The sequence below is a fragment of the Francisella sp. LA112445 genome (assembly GCF_012224145.1).
In the GTDB taxonomy this organism is placed as follows: Bacteria; Pseudomonadota; Gammaproteobacteria; order Francisellales; family Francisellaceae; genus Francisella.
On the sequence record NZ_CP041030.1, the window covers coordinates 1,664,296 to 1,684,412 of the forward strand.

Sequence of the window (20,117 nt, forward strand, 5' to 3'; positions counted from 1 at the left end):
ATTGATAATGTTAAATTATGGTTTTCAAATAATATTCTACAAGTAAATAGTAAGTTATATATTTATTGGATTAAATATCAAAAGCCTTTGAGTAAACTTCACAAAGCTCATTCATAGACTTATCTATTGATACTTTATGTTGCTTTTTATCTAATAATTGCTGTAACGCTTCTGTTGGAGCAACTTCTATATCTAATACCGGCTCAATAACAGATTCAAATTTAGCTGGATGCGCTGTAGCTACAATTATATAATCTTTGTTGCTATCACTTTGCTTTCTAGCTACAAAGCCAGTTGCTGTATGAGGACAAACAATTTCGTTATATTGTTTATATACTTGCTTTATTTCATCCTTTATTTCGGCATCTGATACACACGTAGCTTTTATATTATTTTTGAAATTCTCATAATTACCTAACAGATATAATAATCTCTCAAAATTACTAGGATTACCAACATCCATTGCATTTGCTAAAGTCTCGACACTAGCTCTTGGATTAAATTCACCTGTATTTAAATAGTCTATGACAGTATCATTTGCATTTAAGCTCATTGATATTTCATCGATTGGGAAGCCCATTTGCTTAGCCCAAAAAGCAGCTGTTATATTACCAATATTTCCAGATGGTACAATATAGTTAGCTTTTTTACCAGTTTGTAGATAATACTGCCATGAAGTATATGCATAATAAGTTGATTGAGGTAGCAATCTACCAATATTTATACTATTTGATGTATTTAGTTTTGTCTTATCTGTCCACCAAGATGTCTTGAAGGCTTCTTTTACCAGTGCTTGACAGTCATCAAATACACCCTCAACTTCTACAGCTTGGATATTATCACCCCAACAAGTTATTTGTTTTTCCTGTCTCTTAGATATTTTATCTTTAGGAAACATCACTACCACTCGGATATTGCTCTTACCATGAAATGCTGCTGCTACAGCAGATCCAGTATCACCAGAAGTTGCAACTAATATAGTAAAAGGTTTATCACTATTGATAGAGCTTAAACAATTTGCTAAAAACCTTGCACCAAAGTCCTTAAATGACAAAGTTGGACCATGAAAAAGTTCTAAAATAGAAGTATTATCATCCAATCTTTTTACTGGCACTGCAAAAGTAAATGCATTTTTACAGATTTTATCTAATGAACTTTCTAGCTCATCACCCTTAAAAAACTCTCTTAATGTATTTGCAGCAAACTCAGCATAGCTTATATTTTCATCAAAGTTCTGCCAATTAACTGTTGGGAATCTTTCTGGGACAAATAATCCACCATCAGGAGCTAACCCTGACTGCATAGCCTCACTTAGTGAAACTTTAATATCTTTATCTCTTGTACTAATAAAATTCATAGTTAATAACCTTTACTACCCTTTCTCTAATATATATGCACCTTTGTCACTCATAGTGCTAATCCAACTGTCAGACTTTAAGTTAAATTCATTAAATTTATTTTGCATAGCTTGGCTAACTTTTGCAATATTATCTTCTGTTGCCAGTGCAAACATTGTAGGTCCAGATCCTGATATCCCACATCCAAGTGCACCAGCATTATATGCAGCATTTTTGACATCATAAAAACCAGTAATTAATTTTGCTCTTCTTGGCTCAACAAGTATATCTTTTAAGTTATCACTTAATAAATCTAAATCTTTTGTATACAAAGCACTTATTACTGAAGCTAAACATGCACCATGCTTAACGATTGTTGATAAATCATATGGTTCTTTTAGAAGTTCTCTAGCTTGTTTTGTCTCGATTGATAAGTCAGGACAAACTATAGCCACTTTACAATCAGCAATTGGTAACTGTATTTTTTTACATGGTTTTGAGCTTTGCAGTAAAACTAAACCACCGTACATACAAGGTACTGCGTTATCCCCATGATAAGCACCAGATATAAGACTCTCACCATAGATCGCATAATCAACCAGCTCATCATATGATAATGGCTGTTCAAAGAAAGCATTCATAGCGACTAGCGCTGCTACTGAAGATGCTGCTGAGCCACCCATTCCTGAACCAAGAGTTATTCCCTTATGAATATAAACATCAAAGCCTATGTTTATATTTTTATCAGTTAAGAATTTTTTGATAACAGCTGTAGCAACATTTTTATCGCTATCATATGGAAGCTTATCTGCCCCTGTTGTACCAGATATTTGCTTTATAACTAAGTTATTATCATCTCTTTTGATAAGCTCTATAGTGTCACCTACGCCTTCTAAAGCAAAGCCTAACAGATCATAGCCAACCGCAAAATTAGCACTAGTAGCTGGCGCAAAAGCTTTAGCAAAATTTACATTCGCTAATTTCATAATTATTTTTCTCTTATTACAGTTATAACATCACCGTAAACACCCGCAGCAGTTACTTCGATACCTGCACCAGCTCCTTGAATAACCATTGGCTGTGTATATCTTTGTGTGTTTATCATTACTATATTATCAGTACCTTTAACATTAGCAAAGGGGCTAGCTTCATTATAAGCCTGAATACCAACATTTGCAGCTCCATTATTAATAGAGCCTACATAGTGCACCCCTGCTAGATCTTGTTTCTTCTCTTTTATTTGATTCATTATCTGATCATTAAATGTTGGCAGCTTTTCAAAGAACTCTTCAACGCTACATTCTCTAAGTTCTTCTGGAACTAAGTTTTCTACTGTTAGATCAGTTAAGCTAAGATTTAAGCCTATTTCTCTAGCTAAAATTATAGTCTTTCTAGCCACATCCATTCCAGATAAATCTTGACGTGGATCAGGCTCAGTATAACCAGCATCATATGCCATTTTTACAGCATCTGAGAAGATCACACCATTGTTTAGCTGTGTAAATAAATAGCTTAATGTCCCAGAGAAAATACCACTAATTGCTTTAACCTGATCGCCACTTCGCACCATACTCTGTAAAGTCGCAATAAGAGGTAACCCTGCACAAACATTTGTTTCATATAGAAACATAGAGCCACTCTCACCAGCAACCTTTCTTAATTCTTGATAATAATCATAGTTACCAGAATTTGCGTATTTATTTGGTGTTACAATACTTATACCTTTTTGTAAGAAGTTAATATAACTTTTTGATACCTCTTCACTTGCAGTTGTATCAATAATGATTTTTTTAACTGCTGAAGCACGAGACATAAATTCTGCTAATTTCTCTAAATTTACTGGCTCGATATTTTCTTCAAGTAAAGTATCTACATTTTCAAACAACAGATTTTCATATACAATTCTCATCTGCTTTGAATTAGTTGCTCCAATAAGTATAAGATTAATACCCTTTTCATACCATTTTTGATATGTTTGTTTCATTTGTTTGATAAACTCTTTACCAATATTTCCTGCCCCAATCACAGCAATAGCAATATCATCACTTATAGTATTATAATGACGATGCATTGCTTGAACGCCGCGTGCTTCATCTTCTGTTTTAACAGCAAAAGTAACACTTCGTTCCGATGATCCTTGCGCAATAGCATGTATATTTATATTTGCTAATCTAAGTGAGTTTACTAATTTTGCGAGTGATCCTGTTTTCGCTCTCATACCTTCACCAACAGCGGTAATTAACGAGTGATGTTTATGAACAACTATCTCCTCTATAAGATTGCTTTTTATTTCACTAGCAAATTCTTGCTTTAAAGTTTCTGTAGCCTTATCCGCATTTATGCTATCTATAGCAAAGCATATAGAATACTCAGAGCTTGCTTGAGATATCATCATCACAGATATTTCGGCTTTTTCTAAAGCTCCAAATACTTTATATGATATACCTGATACCCCAATCATCCCAGCACCTTGTACTCGAACTATAGCAACATCTGATACACTTGTTAAACCTTTAATAAGTCCTTGATTTTCATCTTTATCTGCACAAATCTTAGTACCTGGTTCTTCAGGAGCATAGCTACTTTTTATATAAATAGGAGTTCTCTCTAAAGCCATAGGTGTAATAGTCAGAGGATGAACAACAGATGCGCCAAAATAAGCTAACTCCAACGCCTCTTTATAAGTTAACTGAGTTAGAGGTTTTGCCTCTGGCACAACTTGAGGGTTTGCACTATATACACCTGCTACATCTGTCCAAATATATAGTTTCTCAGCTTGTAATAATTTTGCAAAGATTGCTGCTGAATAGTCACTACAGTTTAGACCTAAAATAGTTCTCTTACCATATTTATTCTGAGCAATAAACCCTGTTATAACATATACATCCGCTGGATTTTCTCTTTTGATAGTTTCAAGTTCTTCTAAACTTTTCTGCCAATTTACAGTAACAGGATAGCTACGATCATTAACAATCAAACAATCAGAAGCATCTATAAAGTATGCATTCTTACCTTTTGATTTTAAATATGCTGTTAAGATATTTGCTGACCATATTTCCCCAAACCCTAGAATAAAGAATCTTAAGTTATCAGCACAAAAGTTTGTAATAGTAATAGTATTTAATATATTTCTTATATTCCGTAAATCTCTAATAACTAAGGCTTTGATAGTTGTATCTTCTGGAGTTAGCTCATTAATAATCTGAGTATGGTGCTCCAAAATCAGATTAAGTGTCTCATCGTAGTCACTACCTAGAATTGCTTGATCTATAGCTTTTTGCAAATTGCTCGTAGTTTTTGCTGATGCAGAAACAACCACAGCTTCATCATGACATTCTATAATATTAGACACATTTTTTATTTTTTCTGCTGTAGCGAGACTACTTCCTCCAAATTTATGTACTATCATATTTATACCTTAAGATTTTAACAAATATTAAATTAGTTAGTTTTGTATTATACTTTATCATTAGGTTATATACACTAGTAGTTATGGAGGATTTTATGCTTAAAGTTGGTTTTATTGGTTGGCGAGGAATGGTTGGCTCTGTTTTAATGTCTAGAATGATTGAATCAAAAGATTTTGATGACATTTCACCTACTTTCTTCTCAACATCTCAAGCTGGGCAAAATCCATCGGGTTTTATGCAACAATATGGCGTATTACAAGATGCTTTTAATATAGAGCAACTTAGTAAAATGGATATCCTGTTAAGTTGTCAAGGCGGAGAATATACAAAAGATATCCATCCAAAACTTAGAGCCCATGGTTGGCAAGGTTTTTGGATAGATGCTGCTTCAACACTGCGCCTAGATAAAAACAGCACTCTAGTACTAGATCCATTAAATCACGATCAAATAGCTGAAGCTATAAATAATGGTAAAAAAGATTTTATTGGAAGCAACTGCACAGTTAGCTTAATGTCCCTTGCTATAGCTGGTTTATTAAAAGAAAATCTTGTTGAATGGGTTAATTCTAGCACCTATCAAGCTATTTCAGGTTCTGGTGCTGCAGCAATGCAGGAGTTACTAGAGCAAACATCTTTATTAAACAAAGCTGACGATACTAACCAAGATATTTTAACAAGAGAGAAAACTCTACGTAAACTATCAAAAAATGCTGATTTGATACCTCAGCAAAAGACTGGTCAGACACTTGCCTATAACCTTCTGCCATGGATAGATGTTGCTATGGATAATGGTCAAACTAAAGAAGAGTATAAAGCAGCAACAGAGCTTAACAAAATCCTTGATACTAAGAAAACTATTCCAGTTGATGGCGTATGTGTAAGAGTGCCTAGTTTAAGATCTCATTCTCAAGCACTAACTATAAAGCTTAGAGAAAAACTAACTATCGAAGAAATTAAAGAAAAGATCTCTAAAGGTAATGAATGGGTCAAAGTAGTTGAAAACAATAAAGAAGATACATTAAGAGACCTAACACCTCAAGCAACTTCTGGAACTTTAGATATTGCTATTGGACGTATTAAACCATCGCTATTAGCTGATGATATATTTCATTGTTTCACAGTAGGTGACCAGCTACTTTGGGGCGCAGCTGAACCTTTAAGAAGAGTATTAAATATCATAAAAACAAAAATCTAAGATAAAAAAGAATAATTGTTAAGCCTAAATCTACTCCCAAACATAACCTTTTGGAAGATCACAAGATGCAATTTTTGAATGTAACCTAAATGATTTAACATTTTTAGTGATAGGACAAGTACAATTTGCAAACTCTTTAGATCCTTTCTCATACTTACACGGTTGAGCCATACAACCAGCTACATCTATATTAGAGCACGCTGGACCACCTTTTGGCCCTGCAGCATCATAGGCTTTATTCATATCAAAACTATAAGTTGATATTAAATCATACCCAGGTATAAATGAAACTCTATCATCTTTTCTATTTTGAGCAGCAACGTATGAACATACAGGAGCTATTTTACCTACACACTTACCTTTCCCTCCAGGCTCACAGGTAGATAAATTTTTGCATTTAGAACCATCTTTGCCACACACAGCAACTGTTTCATAATAGACTCCTAAATTCATAATGCCATCAATATTGACATAGCTTGGCCCAGTAAAAACCTTACATCTACAATTAGCTGTTTTACCATCTTTGTTTACTTTACAAGGCAGGCTTGGATTCTCACTAGGGTTTACTCCTGTAGGAGTAGGAGGACCTGAGAAGTGACAATTTGCAAATGTCGATTGAGGACAATACAACTGTTTAGTTTCACTTGTTACACCCGCGCCAGCCCAAGCAGATCCAGCACTAGTAGGCCAACAAGTTGTTGTACAGAATGGAGTATTACTACAATTATCGCCACAGAATGGATTAACACTAGTACATACCTGTCCAGGTTTAAAAACTGGACAATTAAAGTTTTTCGTGGCAGTTGAAGAATACGCGTAAGTTAACGTGAATAACAACATCACAAATACTGATAATCTCTTCATATAAATACTCTTATAAATTTATAGGTTGATTCGATTATATACTATTTATTTTTTTTAGAAAAAGAAATTCTTATATGCTCAACTATCTCTTCCATCTTATAGCTTCTAGCCCCTTTGACTATTATTTTAGTCTCAGATAGCTGAGATTTTTTTATAAAATCTAGCAAGTCATTATTTAAGCTTTGCTTTGATTTATAATAACTTACTCTATGACCATCTACTTGCTTAAGCACACAATTCATCAATTGGCTATCACCAAATAAAAATACCTTATCTAAGTTTGCTTGCTTTAGCCATTGTCCCATTTGCCTATGGTAATTCTCAGCTTCATCACCTAACTCTTTCATAGAGCTTGCAACAAGTATTTTCTTACCTTTAAAATCAGTTAAATCATCAACAGCTGCTTTCATTGCAGCAACACTAGCGTTATAAGTGTCATCAACTAAAGTTAATTTATCAGTTATTTTTTCACTGGTAAATCGTCCTTTGTAGCTCTTAATTTTTTGAGTATTTGATAAAAACTCAGCTGGCTTTATACCTGCAGCAACTACGCTCGCTATAGCTAATATACTATTAAGTAAATTATGCTTACCAATATTAGGTAATTTATAAGTATATTCTTTATCAAAAATTCTAACTTTAACATCATAGCACTCTGATGATACTTGGTAATCTAGAAGTAAAATATCAGCAGACTTGTTACTCATTGAACAAGTTATCTTATGACAATTCAACTTATCTACATAATTAGGAATCCTTTCATCATCAAGATTCACTATACAATAACCATCGCTAGGTAATGCTTTCAAAAGCTCACCCTTTTCTATCATCACACCATCTAAAGTTTTTAGATTTTCTAAATGGCTTGCTCCAACATTTGTAATCATAGCAATATCTGGTTGAATAATATCAGCTGCTGCTTTTATCTCACCACCAACATTTGTACCAGCCTCAACTACTGCAAAATCAAAATCTTGAGGTGTTTCTAATATTGTCATTGGCACACCAAGATAGTTATTAAAATTACCTTGTGTGAAATGCACTTTTTTACCAGATAAAAGAGTTACAATCATCTCCTTTACTGTTGTTTTCCCACAGCTTCCTGTTAGAGAAATTATCGGCATCTTTAATGATTTACGATATTCTTTTGCTAAAGCTCTTAAACCTTTGATAGTGTTAGCACAAACTACTTGTGGAATATCTAAATCTTGCTTCTTTGAAACTAAAAGAGCCTTTGCTCCGTTAGTAATAGCACTAGGAATAAACTCATGTCCATCACGATTAGCTACAATTGCCACAAATAAAGCATCTTGTTTTATTTCATTTGAGTTAATAGCTACTGTTTGAATTGAAATATCTTCACCGATGTATTCTAAGCCTGCTTGTATCGCTAGCTGTTTTAGTGATTTGATCATTTAATATCCTATAATGAGTAAATAGTTGTAAAATCATTAATTTGTAATTTTATCAAAAATAGTATTATTTGTTACTATTACTATCTATATTTACAAGTTTATTAACATCATCAATAAATTCCCTAAATAATATAGTATTTTCTGTTTTAAAATTAAACTCTTCTAAAACTTCGAGTGTCGATGCTATAGCTGTATTTATTGATGAAGATAATATAAATGTAAATTCAGAGTTACTTATTAAAGATCTATTTAATTTAATTTTATCATCCTCAAAGTGTTTAGACGCAAGCGCCGTAATATTGCCATGAGTATGTCGACATAAATAATTATAAACTGTTCTATAAAAATCCAACTCGCCCACTTTCTCAAATTTTTGATATATTCTAATATGCTTTGACTTGTCGTTATCTTTATAAAGCTTTTTTAATCTATTTTGAACATCATTTTCAAACTGTAATCCATAATACTTATTATTTGGACTAAAATTTTCTAAATATTTTTTTTCAGATTCTCTTTCAGATTGTATTAAAACATCAATAAAAGAATCGTCTTGAACTAAGCATTTTAAATCTATATATGTCTCAATTGTGCTTCTCATTAGAATTTGACTTGAAGTATATCTTGAGTTTCTAGCTAGGAAAAGTAGTTCTTCAGTTAAAGAATTAATTCGTGCCTCTAACACTAATATAAATTTTTCTTTCTGATTTTTAAATTTAATATCCGAAAATAACTTATCTCGTGCCAGGATAAACTTATCCCAAATTTCAAAATATCTATATTCCATTAACATTATATCTTATAGAAACACATAATCCTTAAGTTTAAAATACGCTACTAATAAATACCATTTAAAAACTAATTTTCTCGGAAGAAAAAACTATAGGGCTACTCGGATTTGAATCAAAACGAACCGAGCTACAACTAGATAAAATCAATAAGCTAAAAAATAACAAAGTTAATGTTTTAAGCATTATCTATTAGAGAAAAACTATATATAAAAATCATTATAAAGAAATCTTAAACTAAAAACAAAAAGCATTACTTATATTTTCTAACAACCTCTCGCTCATCAAAATACTCTTTAACACCATTCTTGTCGAGATAGCATTCATGACCTTTTCCAGCTAAAAGAATAATATCTCCAATTTTAGATTTCTCAATTGCATATTCGATAGCATTCTTACGCGATGGAATAAACTTATGCTGATCTACATTATTAAATCCTTTTTTAATATCATTAAAAATATTATCTATATTTTCAAATCGGTTATTATCTTCTGTAACAATTATTTTATCAGCATATTTTTCAGCAATTTTAGCCATCTCAGGTCTCTTTGTAGCATCTCTATCTCCACCACAACCAAAGATACTCCATAAGGTATTTTGAGAATAATCTTGTAATGTTTGTAAGGCTTTTTCTAGAGCATCAGGAGTATGTGCATAATCGATTATGACCTTAGCTCCATTATATAACTGAATAATTTCCATACGCCCCTTTACGGGTCGGATATTAATTATATTCTCTAAAAGTTCCTCCCTAAGAAGATACCCATCTAAAGCAGCAAAACTTAAAGCCAAATTCATTAGATTAAACTCACCAACCAAAGCTGTTTGATAAATTCCAAGGTATTCCTGAAAAGCATATAGTTCAAAACTTGTTTGCATATTTTCAATAGCTTTAACATCTATATACACATCAGCCTGATTTGATTTTAAGCTTACAGTTATAACTTCACAACTACAAAGATCACAAAGCTTTTGTCCATAATCATCATCTATGTTTATAACAGCTTTCCTTAAACTATCAAACTTAAATAGTTTAGCTTTCGCTTCAAAGTAGCTCTGCATAGTTTTATGATAATCAAGATGATCATGGCTAAGGTTACTAAATACTGCAATATCAAAATCTAAGCCTTCGGTACGTTTCTGATCTAATGAGTGGGAAGATACTTCCATAACCAAATTTTGATAATCACTATAACTTGATGTAGTTTGATATAGAGATAAAACATCTAGCGTAGTATGAGAACTTTCTTTTAGATTAGGATAAATACCATTACCATTTGTACCTAGTAGTAATGTTTTTTGAGCATTCAAATCTAGAAATTGTGCAATATAGTTAGAAATTGAGGTCTTACCATTTGTGCCAGTTATACCTATTATATTTGAGGGCTTTTTATAAGCATAAAACCATATAGCTAAGTTTGCTAACTTATCCTTTAAATCCTTGACGTAAAAAACTTTATTCCCATCCTCAAATTCAGCACTATCAGTAAAAACTAAACTTACTCCTTGAGAAATAACAGTATTAATATACTTATTCCCATCAGTGGTTTGCCCTTTTAAAGCTATAAAGGCTGACCCACTATCACATTTACGACTATCTAAATATAAAGACTGTATTTCAAAATCATCTTCAGATAAGTTTTGAACACCCAAAAATTTTAATATTTGACTGATAGATCTCATAGCGAACCAACCCAATGTGTCATTCTATGGCTTGACCATAGAATCTATTCAAATTTTAGTATATACATATGGATACTACGGTCAAGCCGTAGTATGACAGATTAGAAAACTACTTTTTAAAAGCTGGAAAGCCTAGTTTTTCTCTAGCACTATAATATTCCTTAGCAACTTCTAAAGCTAACTTTCTAACTCGTAAAATATATCCCTGTCTCTCTGTTACTGATATTGCATGACGAGCATCTAACAAGTTAAAAGTATGAGAAGCTTTCAAAACAAACTCATAAGCAGGAATTGGAAGATTTTTTTCAACTAGTCTGTAACCTTCTTTCTCTAGCAAATCAAACTGTTTAAATAACTCTTCAACATTTGCCTCTTCAAAGTTATAGGTAGACATCTCAACTTCATTTTGTAGAAATACATCACGATAATATAAAGGCCCATTTTGAGTATTTGCCCAAAGTAAATCATACATACTATCAACATTTTGGATATACATTGCAAGACGTTCAAGACCGTATGTAATCTCACCCATCACAGGTTTACACTCCAGTCCACCAACTTGTTGGAAATATGTAAACTGTGTAATTTCCATACCGTTAGACCATACTTCCCAACCAAGTCCCCAAGCACCTAGTGTTGGCGACTCCCAGTTATCCTCAACAAAACGAATATCATTTTCTAAAGCATCTATACCAAGTTCTTTTAAAGAACCTAAATATAGTTCTTGAATATTATCTGGAGATGGCTTCATTACAACCTGATACTGATAATAGTGTTGCGTACGGTTTGGATTCTCACCATAGCGACCATCTGTAGGACGTCTAGATGGCTGAACATAAGCTGCTGTCCATGGCTCTGGACCTATTGCTCTTAGAGTTGTCGCTGGATGAAATGTACCAGCACCTACTTCCATATCTAATGGCTGAATAATAGCACATCCTTTAGATGCCCAGTAATGATGTAACTTTAAAATAATTTCTTGAAATGTAAGCATACTAATTAAAAATTTCACATAACTATAATTTTGTAAAAGATTTTACCATATTTGGATGTTAATAAATATTATATAAAAATATCTAGCTTTGATTATTATGAAAATTTATTACCTAAACCCTATTAATATAATTCTTACATATAAAAAACAATAACTTTTAAAAACTTATTAATCATAGATTAAGTATAAGTAGATATTATTTGACTTTCTTTAGTACTCATATAAAATCAGTTGCTAAATTTAAAATATATAAATATATAGTTAATGAGAATAGCAATTAATGGTGCGGGGGTTGCTGGTTTATCTTTAGCTTGGTGGCTTAGAAAATATGGTTTTGAAGTAGTTGTATTTGAGAAAAAACAAAAGCTACCTCCTGAAGGATATCTCATTAACTGCTGGGGTTCAGGATACGAGGTATTAAAAAGGATGGAACTACTAGATGACATCAAAAATAAAGTCATCAACTTAAAGCATTTAAAGTGTTATAATCATACAGGCAAAAACTCTAATACAGTCGAAGTCTCATCAATAATAAGAAAAAACTACGGTAAGTTTATTAGCATAAAAAGATTTGATCTTTTATCTATACTCTACAAAAATCTTGAAAAAACTAATGTAGTTTTTGACACTTATATATCTAGTTTTGAAGAAGATAATAATGGTATTATCATAGAACGCTCTGATGGTAAAAAGGAATGCTTTGATCTAATCATAGGAGCTGACGGTTTTCACTCTCATATTCGCTCATTAGCATTTAAAAAAGAAGAATATCAAGAAATTGACATAAATACTTATATTGCTTCATTTTATAATCATGATGCCAGTGTACACACTGATGAAGACTCTTACGAACTTTTTTTAGATAGAGATAAGCAAGCTTCTTTAATCTCTTTTAATGATAAAGAAACTAGTGTGTGTACGTTTGTATTTGATAAAGACTTGGTTGATAACCATCCTAAGACATTACAAGATAAAAAAGACTTATTAAAATCTATTTTTAAAGGATTTGGTGGTAAAGTTCATAAAATATTAGAGAATCTTGAAAATGTTGATGAAATATTTCTTGGTAATGTTGGCCAAGTAAAAATGGATAGCTGGCATAAGGGCAGAGTTGCATTAACAGGAGATGCCTCAAGTGCCCCTTCATTATTAGCAGGACAAGGCTCTATATTTGCACTATGTGAAGCATATATACTTGCAGGAGAGTTGTATAAAGCAAAAGGTGACTATAAGACAGCTTTTGCAGAATGGCAAAATAAACTAAAAGATATTGTTGATGATAAACAAGATAATAGCCTAACAAACCTATCATTCTTTATGCCTGAAGAAATATTTACTAGATATATAGTTTCTATGAGTGGCAACCTTCAGTCTGTACCTATATTTAACCAAATTTTTGGTGCTGAAGTATTAAGGTATAATATTGATCTGCCTATTTATTACTACACAGAAACTGAAGATCTTTAATATAAGTCTATTTAATTATCTATAAAAGATTTTTGATTTAAATTATACTCCAATCTTATAAGTAAAATCACCGTCATCCTCGTGCTTGACACGGGGATCTTTGGGATATTTTAGAGATTTCCGCCTACGTACTTCTATCTTCAAGAGTCTGCTCTACCTCTTTAGCAGTAGATTCTATTGTTTCTATCTCTACCCTGTCATCATCATTTGTTTCTTCCACATTTTCTTGTTTAATAGAAAATACGCTATCCATATGGTTTTTAAACTCTTCTTTAACTAACTCTTCTTGCTCAGCATAATCTTTATTAAATAGCTCTTTAAATACATTTAGAAATGGTTCTGTTTTTCTGAACTCTTCAAATAAAGGCCACTCAACAATTTCTTCTTCTGTTAAATCCTCTGCAGCTACAACTGTTTTCAAAAGTTTAGCTGCAGATTCATTTTCTTCATTCAATACAGCTACAGCTAATTTGAATACGTAACCAGTAGCACTCCAATCCAACCGTTTCAAGACACCTTGGCATTTATCCTTTTTATCTAACCTCAAGTATGCTTGAGCTAAATTAATAACCATCATTCTTTTAATAGTTTCATTATGATGCTTTGGTAACGATATAGAAAACTCTAACAAATCAGCTGCAAGTTCATGTTTACTTTTCAAGATTAGATTAAAGCCAACATTATTTAAACTATTGTCAGCCTCTTCTCTCTCATCAGGGAACAGCTTCCTCCAAAGAACGTGTGCAAGCTTTACTGAGATCTCATAAATTACTTTATAAGCATGTGATAGATATTCACTAGTTACTGTTAATCGATCACCAACAGAAATATCATTAAGATCACAACCATGCTGACTACAAACCTTTATGTATTGACTTGAAACAATACCGTTTGCATGAACAAAAAGGTTACGTCTTTCTGTAATCTCAATGAAGTCACTCCAAATATCCAAGTCTTTTCGTAACTTTAAATTAAACTTATTTTCAAGGATTGCAAAATGTTCTGAATGGCTCTTCCTTAAAACTGATTCGATCTCTTTTTCTAATACATGCTCTTTTACATCTTCTAGCGATTCGAAAGCTAACAAATCTACGTAGGTAATTTGCCTAGAACTATCATTAAGCAACTCTGGTTTATTCGTATATAAAACTCTTAACAAAGAACCTAAGAAGCAATCAAACTCGCTAACATAAGAAACTAAAAAATTACGAGGAATTAAATCAATTGATGTTCTTAAACTACTCGACTTTTCTCTAAGCCACCTAACTCTTCCTTGTCGTTCAACGGGTACAGAGTAGACCTTTTTTTCTTCATCTTGCTTGGTAATTTCACCATATTTCTCTAAGTAATCACCGTGAGCATTAGTAAGCTTAGCTGCCATTGTGGCAACGACAGATAAGACTAAAGGAGCACTTTCATTAAGAGCATCCATATTTTCAATGAAATTGAAAACTACATCATTAATCTTTTTTTCTTCTACCATACTTTCAGTAAGCACTTAACAACTCTTAATATATCTATTATAAACACATATACTACGGGATTAAAACTCTAACCCAAACTCCTATATAAATTGATTCACCTCATCAAAATCAACCAGCTTCCACTCCCAATTAGGTTCACCCACAGTACCAGGAGTATTTAGTCTAGCCTCACTACCTAATTCTAAAATATCTTGTACTGATAGAATGACATATTCAGCATCACAGTTAAGTAGATACTTAATAATTTTTCTAAAAATATTTCTATCATTAGCTCTAAAGTAACGTTTTAAAAGTTTTCTTTGGTATCTATTTAGCTCATCAAAATACCAACCTTTTAGCGTATTATTATCATGAGTTCCTGAGTAAGCAACAATATTTGCATCTTCAATAAAACTACCAGTCTTCAGATCAAAGTGAAAAGGAAAAACCTTCATCCCTTTTAAATTATAATGATCGCGTAGCTCTAATACTTCAGGACGTAAATCTCCAAGATCTTCAGCAATAATATTTGCATTAGGTAATTTCTCAAAAACAGTATCAAAAAACTTATATCCTGGAGCTTCTATCCATTCACCATTGATAGCTGTCTCAGCACCTGCTGGAATCTTCCAATATGTATCAAAGGCTCTAAAATGATCAATCCTAACAATATCAAATAGCTTAAAATTACCTTTTAAGCGCTCTATCCAAAATTCAAAGCCAGTCTCTTCTAATCTATCCCAGTCATATAATGGATTTCCCCATAATTGCCCTGTCTCTGAAAAGAAATCTGGTGGAACTCCTGCTACAAATGTTGGATTTTGGTCTTTATCTAATAAAAATACATTTTGATGTTCCCATACATCTGCAGAGTCAAAACCTAAATAAATAGGTAAATCTCCCATGACTTGTATAGAATTTTGATTGGCGTATTCTTTTAGCTTAAACCATTGCTTATAAAATACATATTGTAAAAATAGTTCATAATCAATATCTGACTGATATTCTTCAAGCTTTATAGACTTATCCTTGATCCAATTTTTATACTCTTGTGGCCAAAGATTCCAAGCTTGATTATTATTAGCTTTTCTGAAAGCTTTAAAAATAGCATAGTTTAATGCCCAACTATTTTCATCAATAAACTTTTGATATTCTAATTTAATACTTTTATCACTAGATACTTTGAAGTTCTCAAAAGCTTTTTGTAGTAGTTTATTTTTATGTAGTCGAACAACTTCATAGTCAACTTTATCTGAATCAGCATTATAATATTTAATATCAGATTCATCTAGTAAACCTATCTCAACTAAGTTATCAATAGCTATATATATTTCATCTCCTGCAAAAGATGAGCTAGACTGATACGGTGAATTTCCATAGCCTAACGGTGTAAGTGGTAACACCTGCCATATCTTTATATTTGCTTGTTTTAAGATATCGATAAATCTATAAGCATTTTTACCTAAATCACCTATTCCGAACTGACTAGGAAGACTTGATATCGCTAATAAAACTCCAGTTTTTTCCACAAAAGCTCCAGTATAAATTGTCATTCTATGGCATCGACCATAGAATCCATTGATAATTCAGTCAATAAGGATGGATACTACGGTCAAGCCGTAGTATGACAGTCATTTATCAAAATATAATTACTATATCTTCCAAATATGCTTATTATATTGGCTAATAGTTCTATCAGAACTAAAGAAGCCAGATTTAGCTGTATTTACTAAGCTCATTCTTAACCAATGCTCACGATCTTCATAATCTCTAAATACTTGATCTTTAACTTTGATATACTCAACCAAATCTATCAAAGTCATAAACCAGTCTTTACTTATCAATTCGTTAAATAAAGGAATTAGCTTATCTTTATCACCAATTGATAGTAGTGTTGGAGAAATTATAAAATCAACAACATTTTTAATAACTGGATTATGATAATAATCAATCGATTTATAACCACTAGTTTTATACAAATCAATAATCGTATCACTATCTTTACCAAATGTATAAATATTAGCACTTCCTACTAACTCAGCTATCTCAACATTAGCACCATCCATAGTGCCAAGAGTAATAGCTCCATTTAGCATAAATTTCATATTCCCTGTACCACTAGCCTCTTTAGAAGCCAAAGATATTTGCTCAGACACATCTGTAGCCGGAATTAATTTCTCAGCAACGCTTACATTATAGTTCTCAACAAAAAGTACACGAATATGTTGATTAACTTCCTCATCATTATTAATTAACTCTTGTAAACATAGAATCAAATGAATAATGTGCTTAGCAACCGTATAAGCAGGAGCAGCCTTACCACCAAAAATAAAGTTAATTGGACGCTTAGGTTTTGGATATAGACCTGACTTGATCTCAAGGTATTTGTGAATAATATACAAAGCATTCATCTGCTGACGCTTATACTCATGAATACGTTTGATTTGGACATCAAAAATACCATCTTTTAAAAGATCAACACCTGAGTAATAACTTGCAAACTCTATAAACTGTTCTTTTTTAGTTTTTTTGATCTCATCAAGTTTAGCTAATACATTTTTATCATTATGATATGCCAATAACTTCTCTAACTGCTTAGAATCTTGAATGAAACTATCACCTACTAAACTCTTTAGATAAGATGCTAACTCTGGATTTGCTTGTAATAACCAACGTCTAAATGTAATACCATTAGTCTTATTATTAAATTTATTTGGATATATATCATTAAAATGTTTTAATTCTGAATTCTTTAAAATATCAGTATGAAGTGCCGCAACACCATTTACACTAAAGCTATAATGAATACAAATATGAGCCATATGGACACGATTGTTTTCATCAATTATTGCAAGCTCATGATCTTTATATTGCTCCTTAACTTTTCTATCTAAATATTTAATAATTCCAACCATCTCTTTAGATAACACTTTTTCTAAATATCTTAAAGGCCATTTTTCTAAAGCTTCAGCTAAAATAGTATGGTTTGTATAAGCAGTAGTCTTACTAACAAGCTCTATAGCTCTATCTATATCAATACCATTTGCAACTAACTGACGAATTAGTTCAGGGATAACTAAAGTTGGATGAGTATCATTAATCTGTACAACAGCATGCTCAGGTAAACTTTCTAATGAGTGGCCATTTTTAATAATATCTGAGAAGATTAAACTCACAGCATTACTAACCATAAAGTATTGTTGGAAAATTCTTAAAAGATGTCCATCCTCATCACTATCATCTGGATATAAGAATAATGTCAGATTCTTTTCAATAGCAGTTTTATCAAATGTGATATCATCTTCTATCACATCAGGATCAACACTAGTTATATCAAATAAGCATAACTTATTTACAAAGTTATTTTTATAACCAACAACATCAATCTCACATAACTGAGACTTAACACTAAAATCATTAAAGTCTACTTTATAGCTAACATCCGTTTTATTTAACCATCCTAACTTTTCTATCCATGGATTTGGTTTTTCATTTTGGCTGTTGTTTTTAAATTTCTGTTTAAATAAACCATAGTGATAATTCAAGCTAATACCTGTCCCAGGAATACCTAAAGATGCTATAGAATCTAAGAAACAAGCTGCTAATCTTCCTAAACCTCCATTACCTAATGATGGTTCTGGCTCAAATTCCTCTATTTGTACGATATCTTTACCATTATCTTTGAGTATCTGACAAATATCATCATAAACACCTAGATTAATTAGATTACTAATTAGCATTTTACCAATCAAAAATTCACTAGAGATATAGTAAATCTTCTTTTTATAATCTTGCTCAGGAAGCTTTTGTGTTTGTTCTTTTGCATAAGTTAATAGCGCGTAGTATAAGTCTTGATCATTTGCTAGACTTACCTTGCAATCTAATGTTTTTTCAAGATATAATTCAATGGGATTTTTTTCATTCATTTTAATAAAACCTTTAATAAGAAATTTACTTCATTTAAAAAATATTGATGTAATTAGGCAATATAATGTCATTAAAACATTTTCTATACAAGATATATGAGATTTTTTTAATCTATTTCTTGAATTAGCTGTTGATAAATACTATGCAATTTATTTGCCGAAGCACTCCAACTTACATCCTGTTGCATAGCTGTTTTTCTGACCTTTCTCCAATCAACTTTACGATCGTATAATGCAAAAGCTCTACGAATAGCTCTCTTGTAATCATCTATAGTAAACTTCTCAAATACAAATCCTGTTGCTGTATTATCTGCTAAGTTCTCTAATGATGTATCTGTCACAGTATCTGCCAAGCCTCCGACCTTATGAACAAGAGGCAAAGTTCCATAAACTAATCCATAAAGCTGTGTCAAACCACACGGTTCAAAACGAGATGGTACCAAGATAACATCACAAGCTGCAACAATTTCATGAGCATATTTTTCATCATAACCTATATATACAGATACAGAATCAGGATATTTCTCTGCTATTGCCTTAAACTCATCTTCTAAAATTCGATCGCCACTTCCTAATAAAACAAGTTGACCACCTTTAGATATGATCTCTTCTAAACCAGCAATAACAAGATGTAACCCTTTTTGTTCAGTTAAACGACTCACTAAACCAAATAAAGGTGCTGTATTTTGTACTTTAAGTCCTTTATCTCTCTGTAAGAATGATTTATTTTTAGCTTTACTTATAGCAACAGACTCTTTCGAGTATTTATTTTTTATAACAGGGTCTATTCGAGGATTCCACACATTTGGATCAACCCCATTTAAGATACCATATAAATCATTTTTCCTCTTAGAAAGTAATCCATCTAAACCACAGCCTTGCTCATGTGATTGAATTTCTTTTGCATATGTAGGGCTAACAGTAGTTATCTTATCAGCAAAACTCAAACCTGCCTTCAAGAAAGATATTTGACCATAAAACTCCATGCCATCCATATCTAAGAAATCTTTAGGCAACCCTAACTCTGGAAAAATATCCATAGGAAAAAGCCCTTGATATGCTAAATTATGTATAGTGAATACAGACTTAACGCTTTTTATGCCTGTTGTAATTTCAGCTGCTTTTATATAAGCAGGAACTAGTCCTGAATGCCAATCATGTCCATGTACGATATTAGGAATCCATTGACAATCAAGACCTTTTACTAACTCGGCAGCAACCCATCCTAATAAAGCAAACCTTTTATAGTTATCTGCATACTCTTTATTATCCTTATCTGCATAAGGATTTCCTGGACGATTGTATAAAGCAGGTACATCAATTACATATATTTTGATTTTTGTGTTAGGAATTCTTGCTAAAAATATAGATACTTGATCATCAAAATTTGTTGATAATTCTATTAACAACTCTTTTTCTTCAACACTGTCCATAAAAGCAGGAAAGCCAGGAACTAATACCCGACTATCAACTCCTAACTCTGACAATGCTGGAGGCAATGCAGCTGTTACATCTGCAAGCCCCCCTGTTTTTAGTAATGGATATAATTCACTACAAACATGTAAAACTCGCATGAT

The 20,117-nt window shown here is 32.1% G+C and carries 14 protein-coding genes; 2 read left to right on the forward strand and 12 right to left on the reverse strand.

What is annotated here, in order from left to right; translation table 11 throughout:
- Positions 1–70: 70 nt before the first annotated feature.
- From thrC to thrA, 3 genes are read right to left on the reverse strand one after another with little or no spacing between them, the layout of a single operon-like run.
- On the reverse strand, positions 71–1,357 hold the full coding sequence (gene thrC, locus FIP56_RS08140) for a threonine synthase (RefSeq protein WP_192578428.1): 1,287 nt from the start codon (positions 1,355–1,357) through the stop codon (positions 71–73).
- Between the two features lie 15 nt (positions 1,358–1,372).
- Positions 1,373–2,323, reverse strand: coding sequence for a homoserine kinase (locus tag FIP56_RS08145; RefSeq protein WP_192578429.1), 951 nt, complete (start codon positions 2,321–2,323; stop codon positions 1,373–1,375).
- A gap of 2 nt (positions 2,324–2,325) precedes the next feature.
- Positions 2,326–4,746 (reverse strand): bifunctional aspartate kinase/homoserine dehydrogenase I, encoded by a 2,421-nt coding sequence (gene thrA, locus FIP56_RS08150; protein ID WP_192578430.1) that lies wholly within the window; start codon positions 4,744–4,746, stop codon positions 2,326–2,328.
- 95 nt (positions 4,747–4,841) lie between these two features.
- Between thrA and asd the strand changes: the two genes are divergently transcribed.
- Positions 4,842–5,942, forward strand: a complete 1,101-nt coding sequence (asd, locus tag FIP56_RS08155; protein ID WP_192578431.1) for an aspartate-semialdehyde dehydrogenase — start codon at positions 4,842–4,844, stop codon at positions 5,940–5,942.
- 30 nt (positions 5,943–5,972) lie between these two features.
- Here asd and FIP56_RS08160 read toward each other — a convergent pair whose 3' ends face one another.
- The 5 genes from FIP56_RS08160 to glyQ all read right to left on the reverse strand — a co-directional run bounded on the left by FIP56_RS08160 (position 5,973) and on the right by glyQ (position 11,684).
- Positions 5,973–6,806 carry a hypothetical protein gene (locus FIP56_RS08160; protein ID WP_192578432.1) on the reverse strand — a complete coding sequence of 278 codons (834 nt, stop codon included), beginning with the start codon at positions 6,804–6,806 and terminating at the stop codon, positions 5,973–5,975.
- A 41-nt stretch (positions 6,807–6,847) separates the two neighbouring features.
- The gene (gene murF, locus FIP56_RS08165) at positions 6,848–8,221 is read right to left on the reverse strand and encodes a UDP-N-acetylmuramoyl-tripeptide--D-alanyl-D-alanine ligase (protein WP_192578433.1); all 1,374 of its coding nucleotides are present in this window, start codon (positions 8,219–8,221) and stop codon (positions 6,848–6,850) included.
- A gap of 64 nt (positions 8,222–8,285) precedes the next feature.
- A complete protein-coding gene (locus FIP56_RS08170; RefSeq protein WP_192578434.1) occupies positions 8,286–9,005 on the reverse strand; it encodes a DUF5677 domain-containing protein in 720 nt (239 codons plus the stop codon).
- A 254-nt stretch (positions 9,006–9,259) separates the two neighbouring features.
- Positions 9,260–10,690 (reverse strand): UDP-N-acetylmuramoyl-L-alanyl-D-glutamate--2,6-diaminopimelate ligase, encoded by a 1,431-nt coding sequence (locus FIP56_RS08175; protein WP_192578435.1) that lies wholly within the window; start codon positions 10,688–10,690, stop codon positions 9,260–9,262.
- 109 nt (positions 10,691–10,799) lie between these two features.
- Positions 10,800–11,684: a glycine--tRNA ligase subunit alpha gene (gene glyQ, locus FIP56_RS08180; protein WP_192578436.1), complete on the reverse strand. Its 885-nt coding sequence runs from the start codon at positions 11,682–11,684 to the stop codon at positions 10,800–10,802.
- Positions 11,685–11,948: 264 nt separating this feature from the next.
- Here glyQ and FIP56_RS08185 point away from each other — a divergent pair, with 264 nt between their 5' ends.
- The gene (locus FIP56_RS08185; RefSeq protein ID WP_192578437.1) at positions 11,949–13,151 is read left to right on the forward strand and encodes an FAD-dependent monooxygenase; all 1,203 of its coding nucleotides are present in this window, start codon (positions 11,949–11,951) and stop codon (positions 13,149–13,151) included.
- A gap of 124 nt (positions 13,152–13,275) precedes the next feature.
- Here the strand turns inward: FIP56_RS08185 and FIP56_RS08190 are convergent, their stop codons facing one another.
- The 4 genes from FIP56_RS08190 to glgA all read right to left on the reverse strand — a co-directional run bounded on the left by FIP56_RS08190 (position 13,276) and on the right by glgA (position 20,114).
- A complete protein-coding gene (locus tag FIP56_RS08190) occupies positions 13,276–14,634 on the reverse strand; it encodes a hypothetical protein (RefSeq protein ID WP_192578438.1) in 1,359 nt (452 codons plus the stop codon).
- An 81-nt stretch (positions 14,635–14,715) separates the two neighbouring features.
- Complete coding sequence (gene malQ, locus FIP56_RS08195) at positions 14,716–16,143, reverse strand: 4-alpha-glucanotransferase (protein ID WP_192578875.1); 1,428 nt, start codon at positions 16,141–16,143, stop codon at positions 14,716–14,718.
- A gap of 123 nt (positions 16,144–16,266) precedes the next feature.
- Positions 16,267–18,540 carry a glycogen/starch/alpha-glucan family phosphorylase gene (gene glgP / locus FIP56_RS08200; RefSeq protein WP_192578439.1) on the reverse strand — a complete coding sequence of 758 codons (2,274 nt, stop codon included), beginning with the start codon at positions 18,538–18,540 and terminating at the stop codon, positions 16,267–16,269.
- Between the two features lie 107 nt (positions 18,541–18,647).
- The gene (gene glgA / locus FIP56_RS08205) at positions 18,648–20,114 is read right to left on the reverse strand and encodes a glycogen synthase GlgA (RefSeq protein ID WP_192578440.1); all 1,467 of its coding nucleotides are present in this window, start codon (positions 20,112–20,114) and stop codon (positions 18,648–18,650) included.
- Positions 20,115–20,117 lie beyond the last annotated feature (3 nt).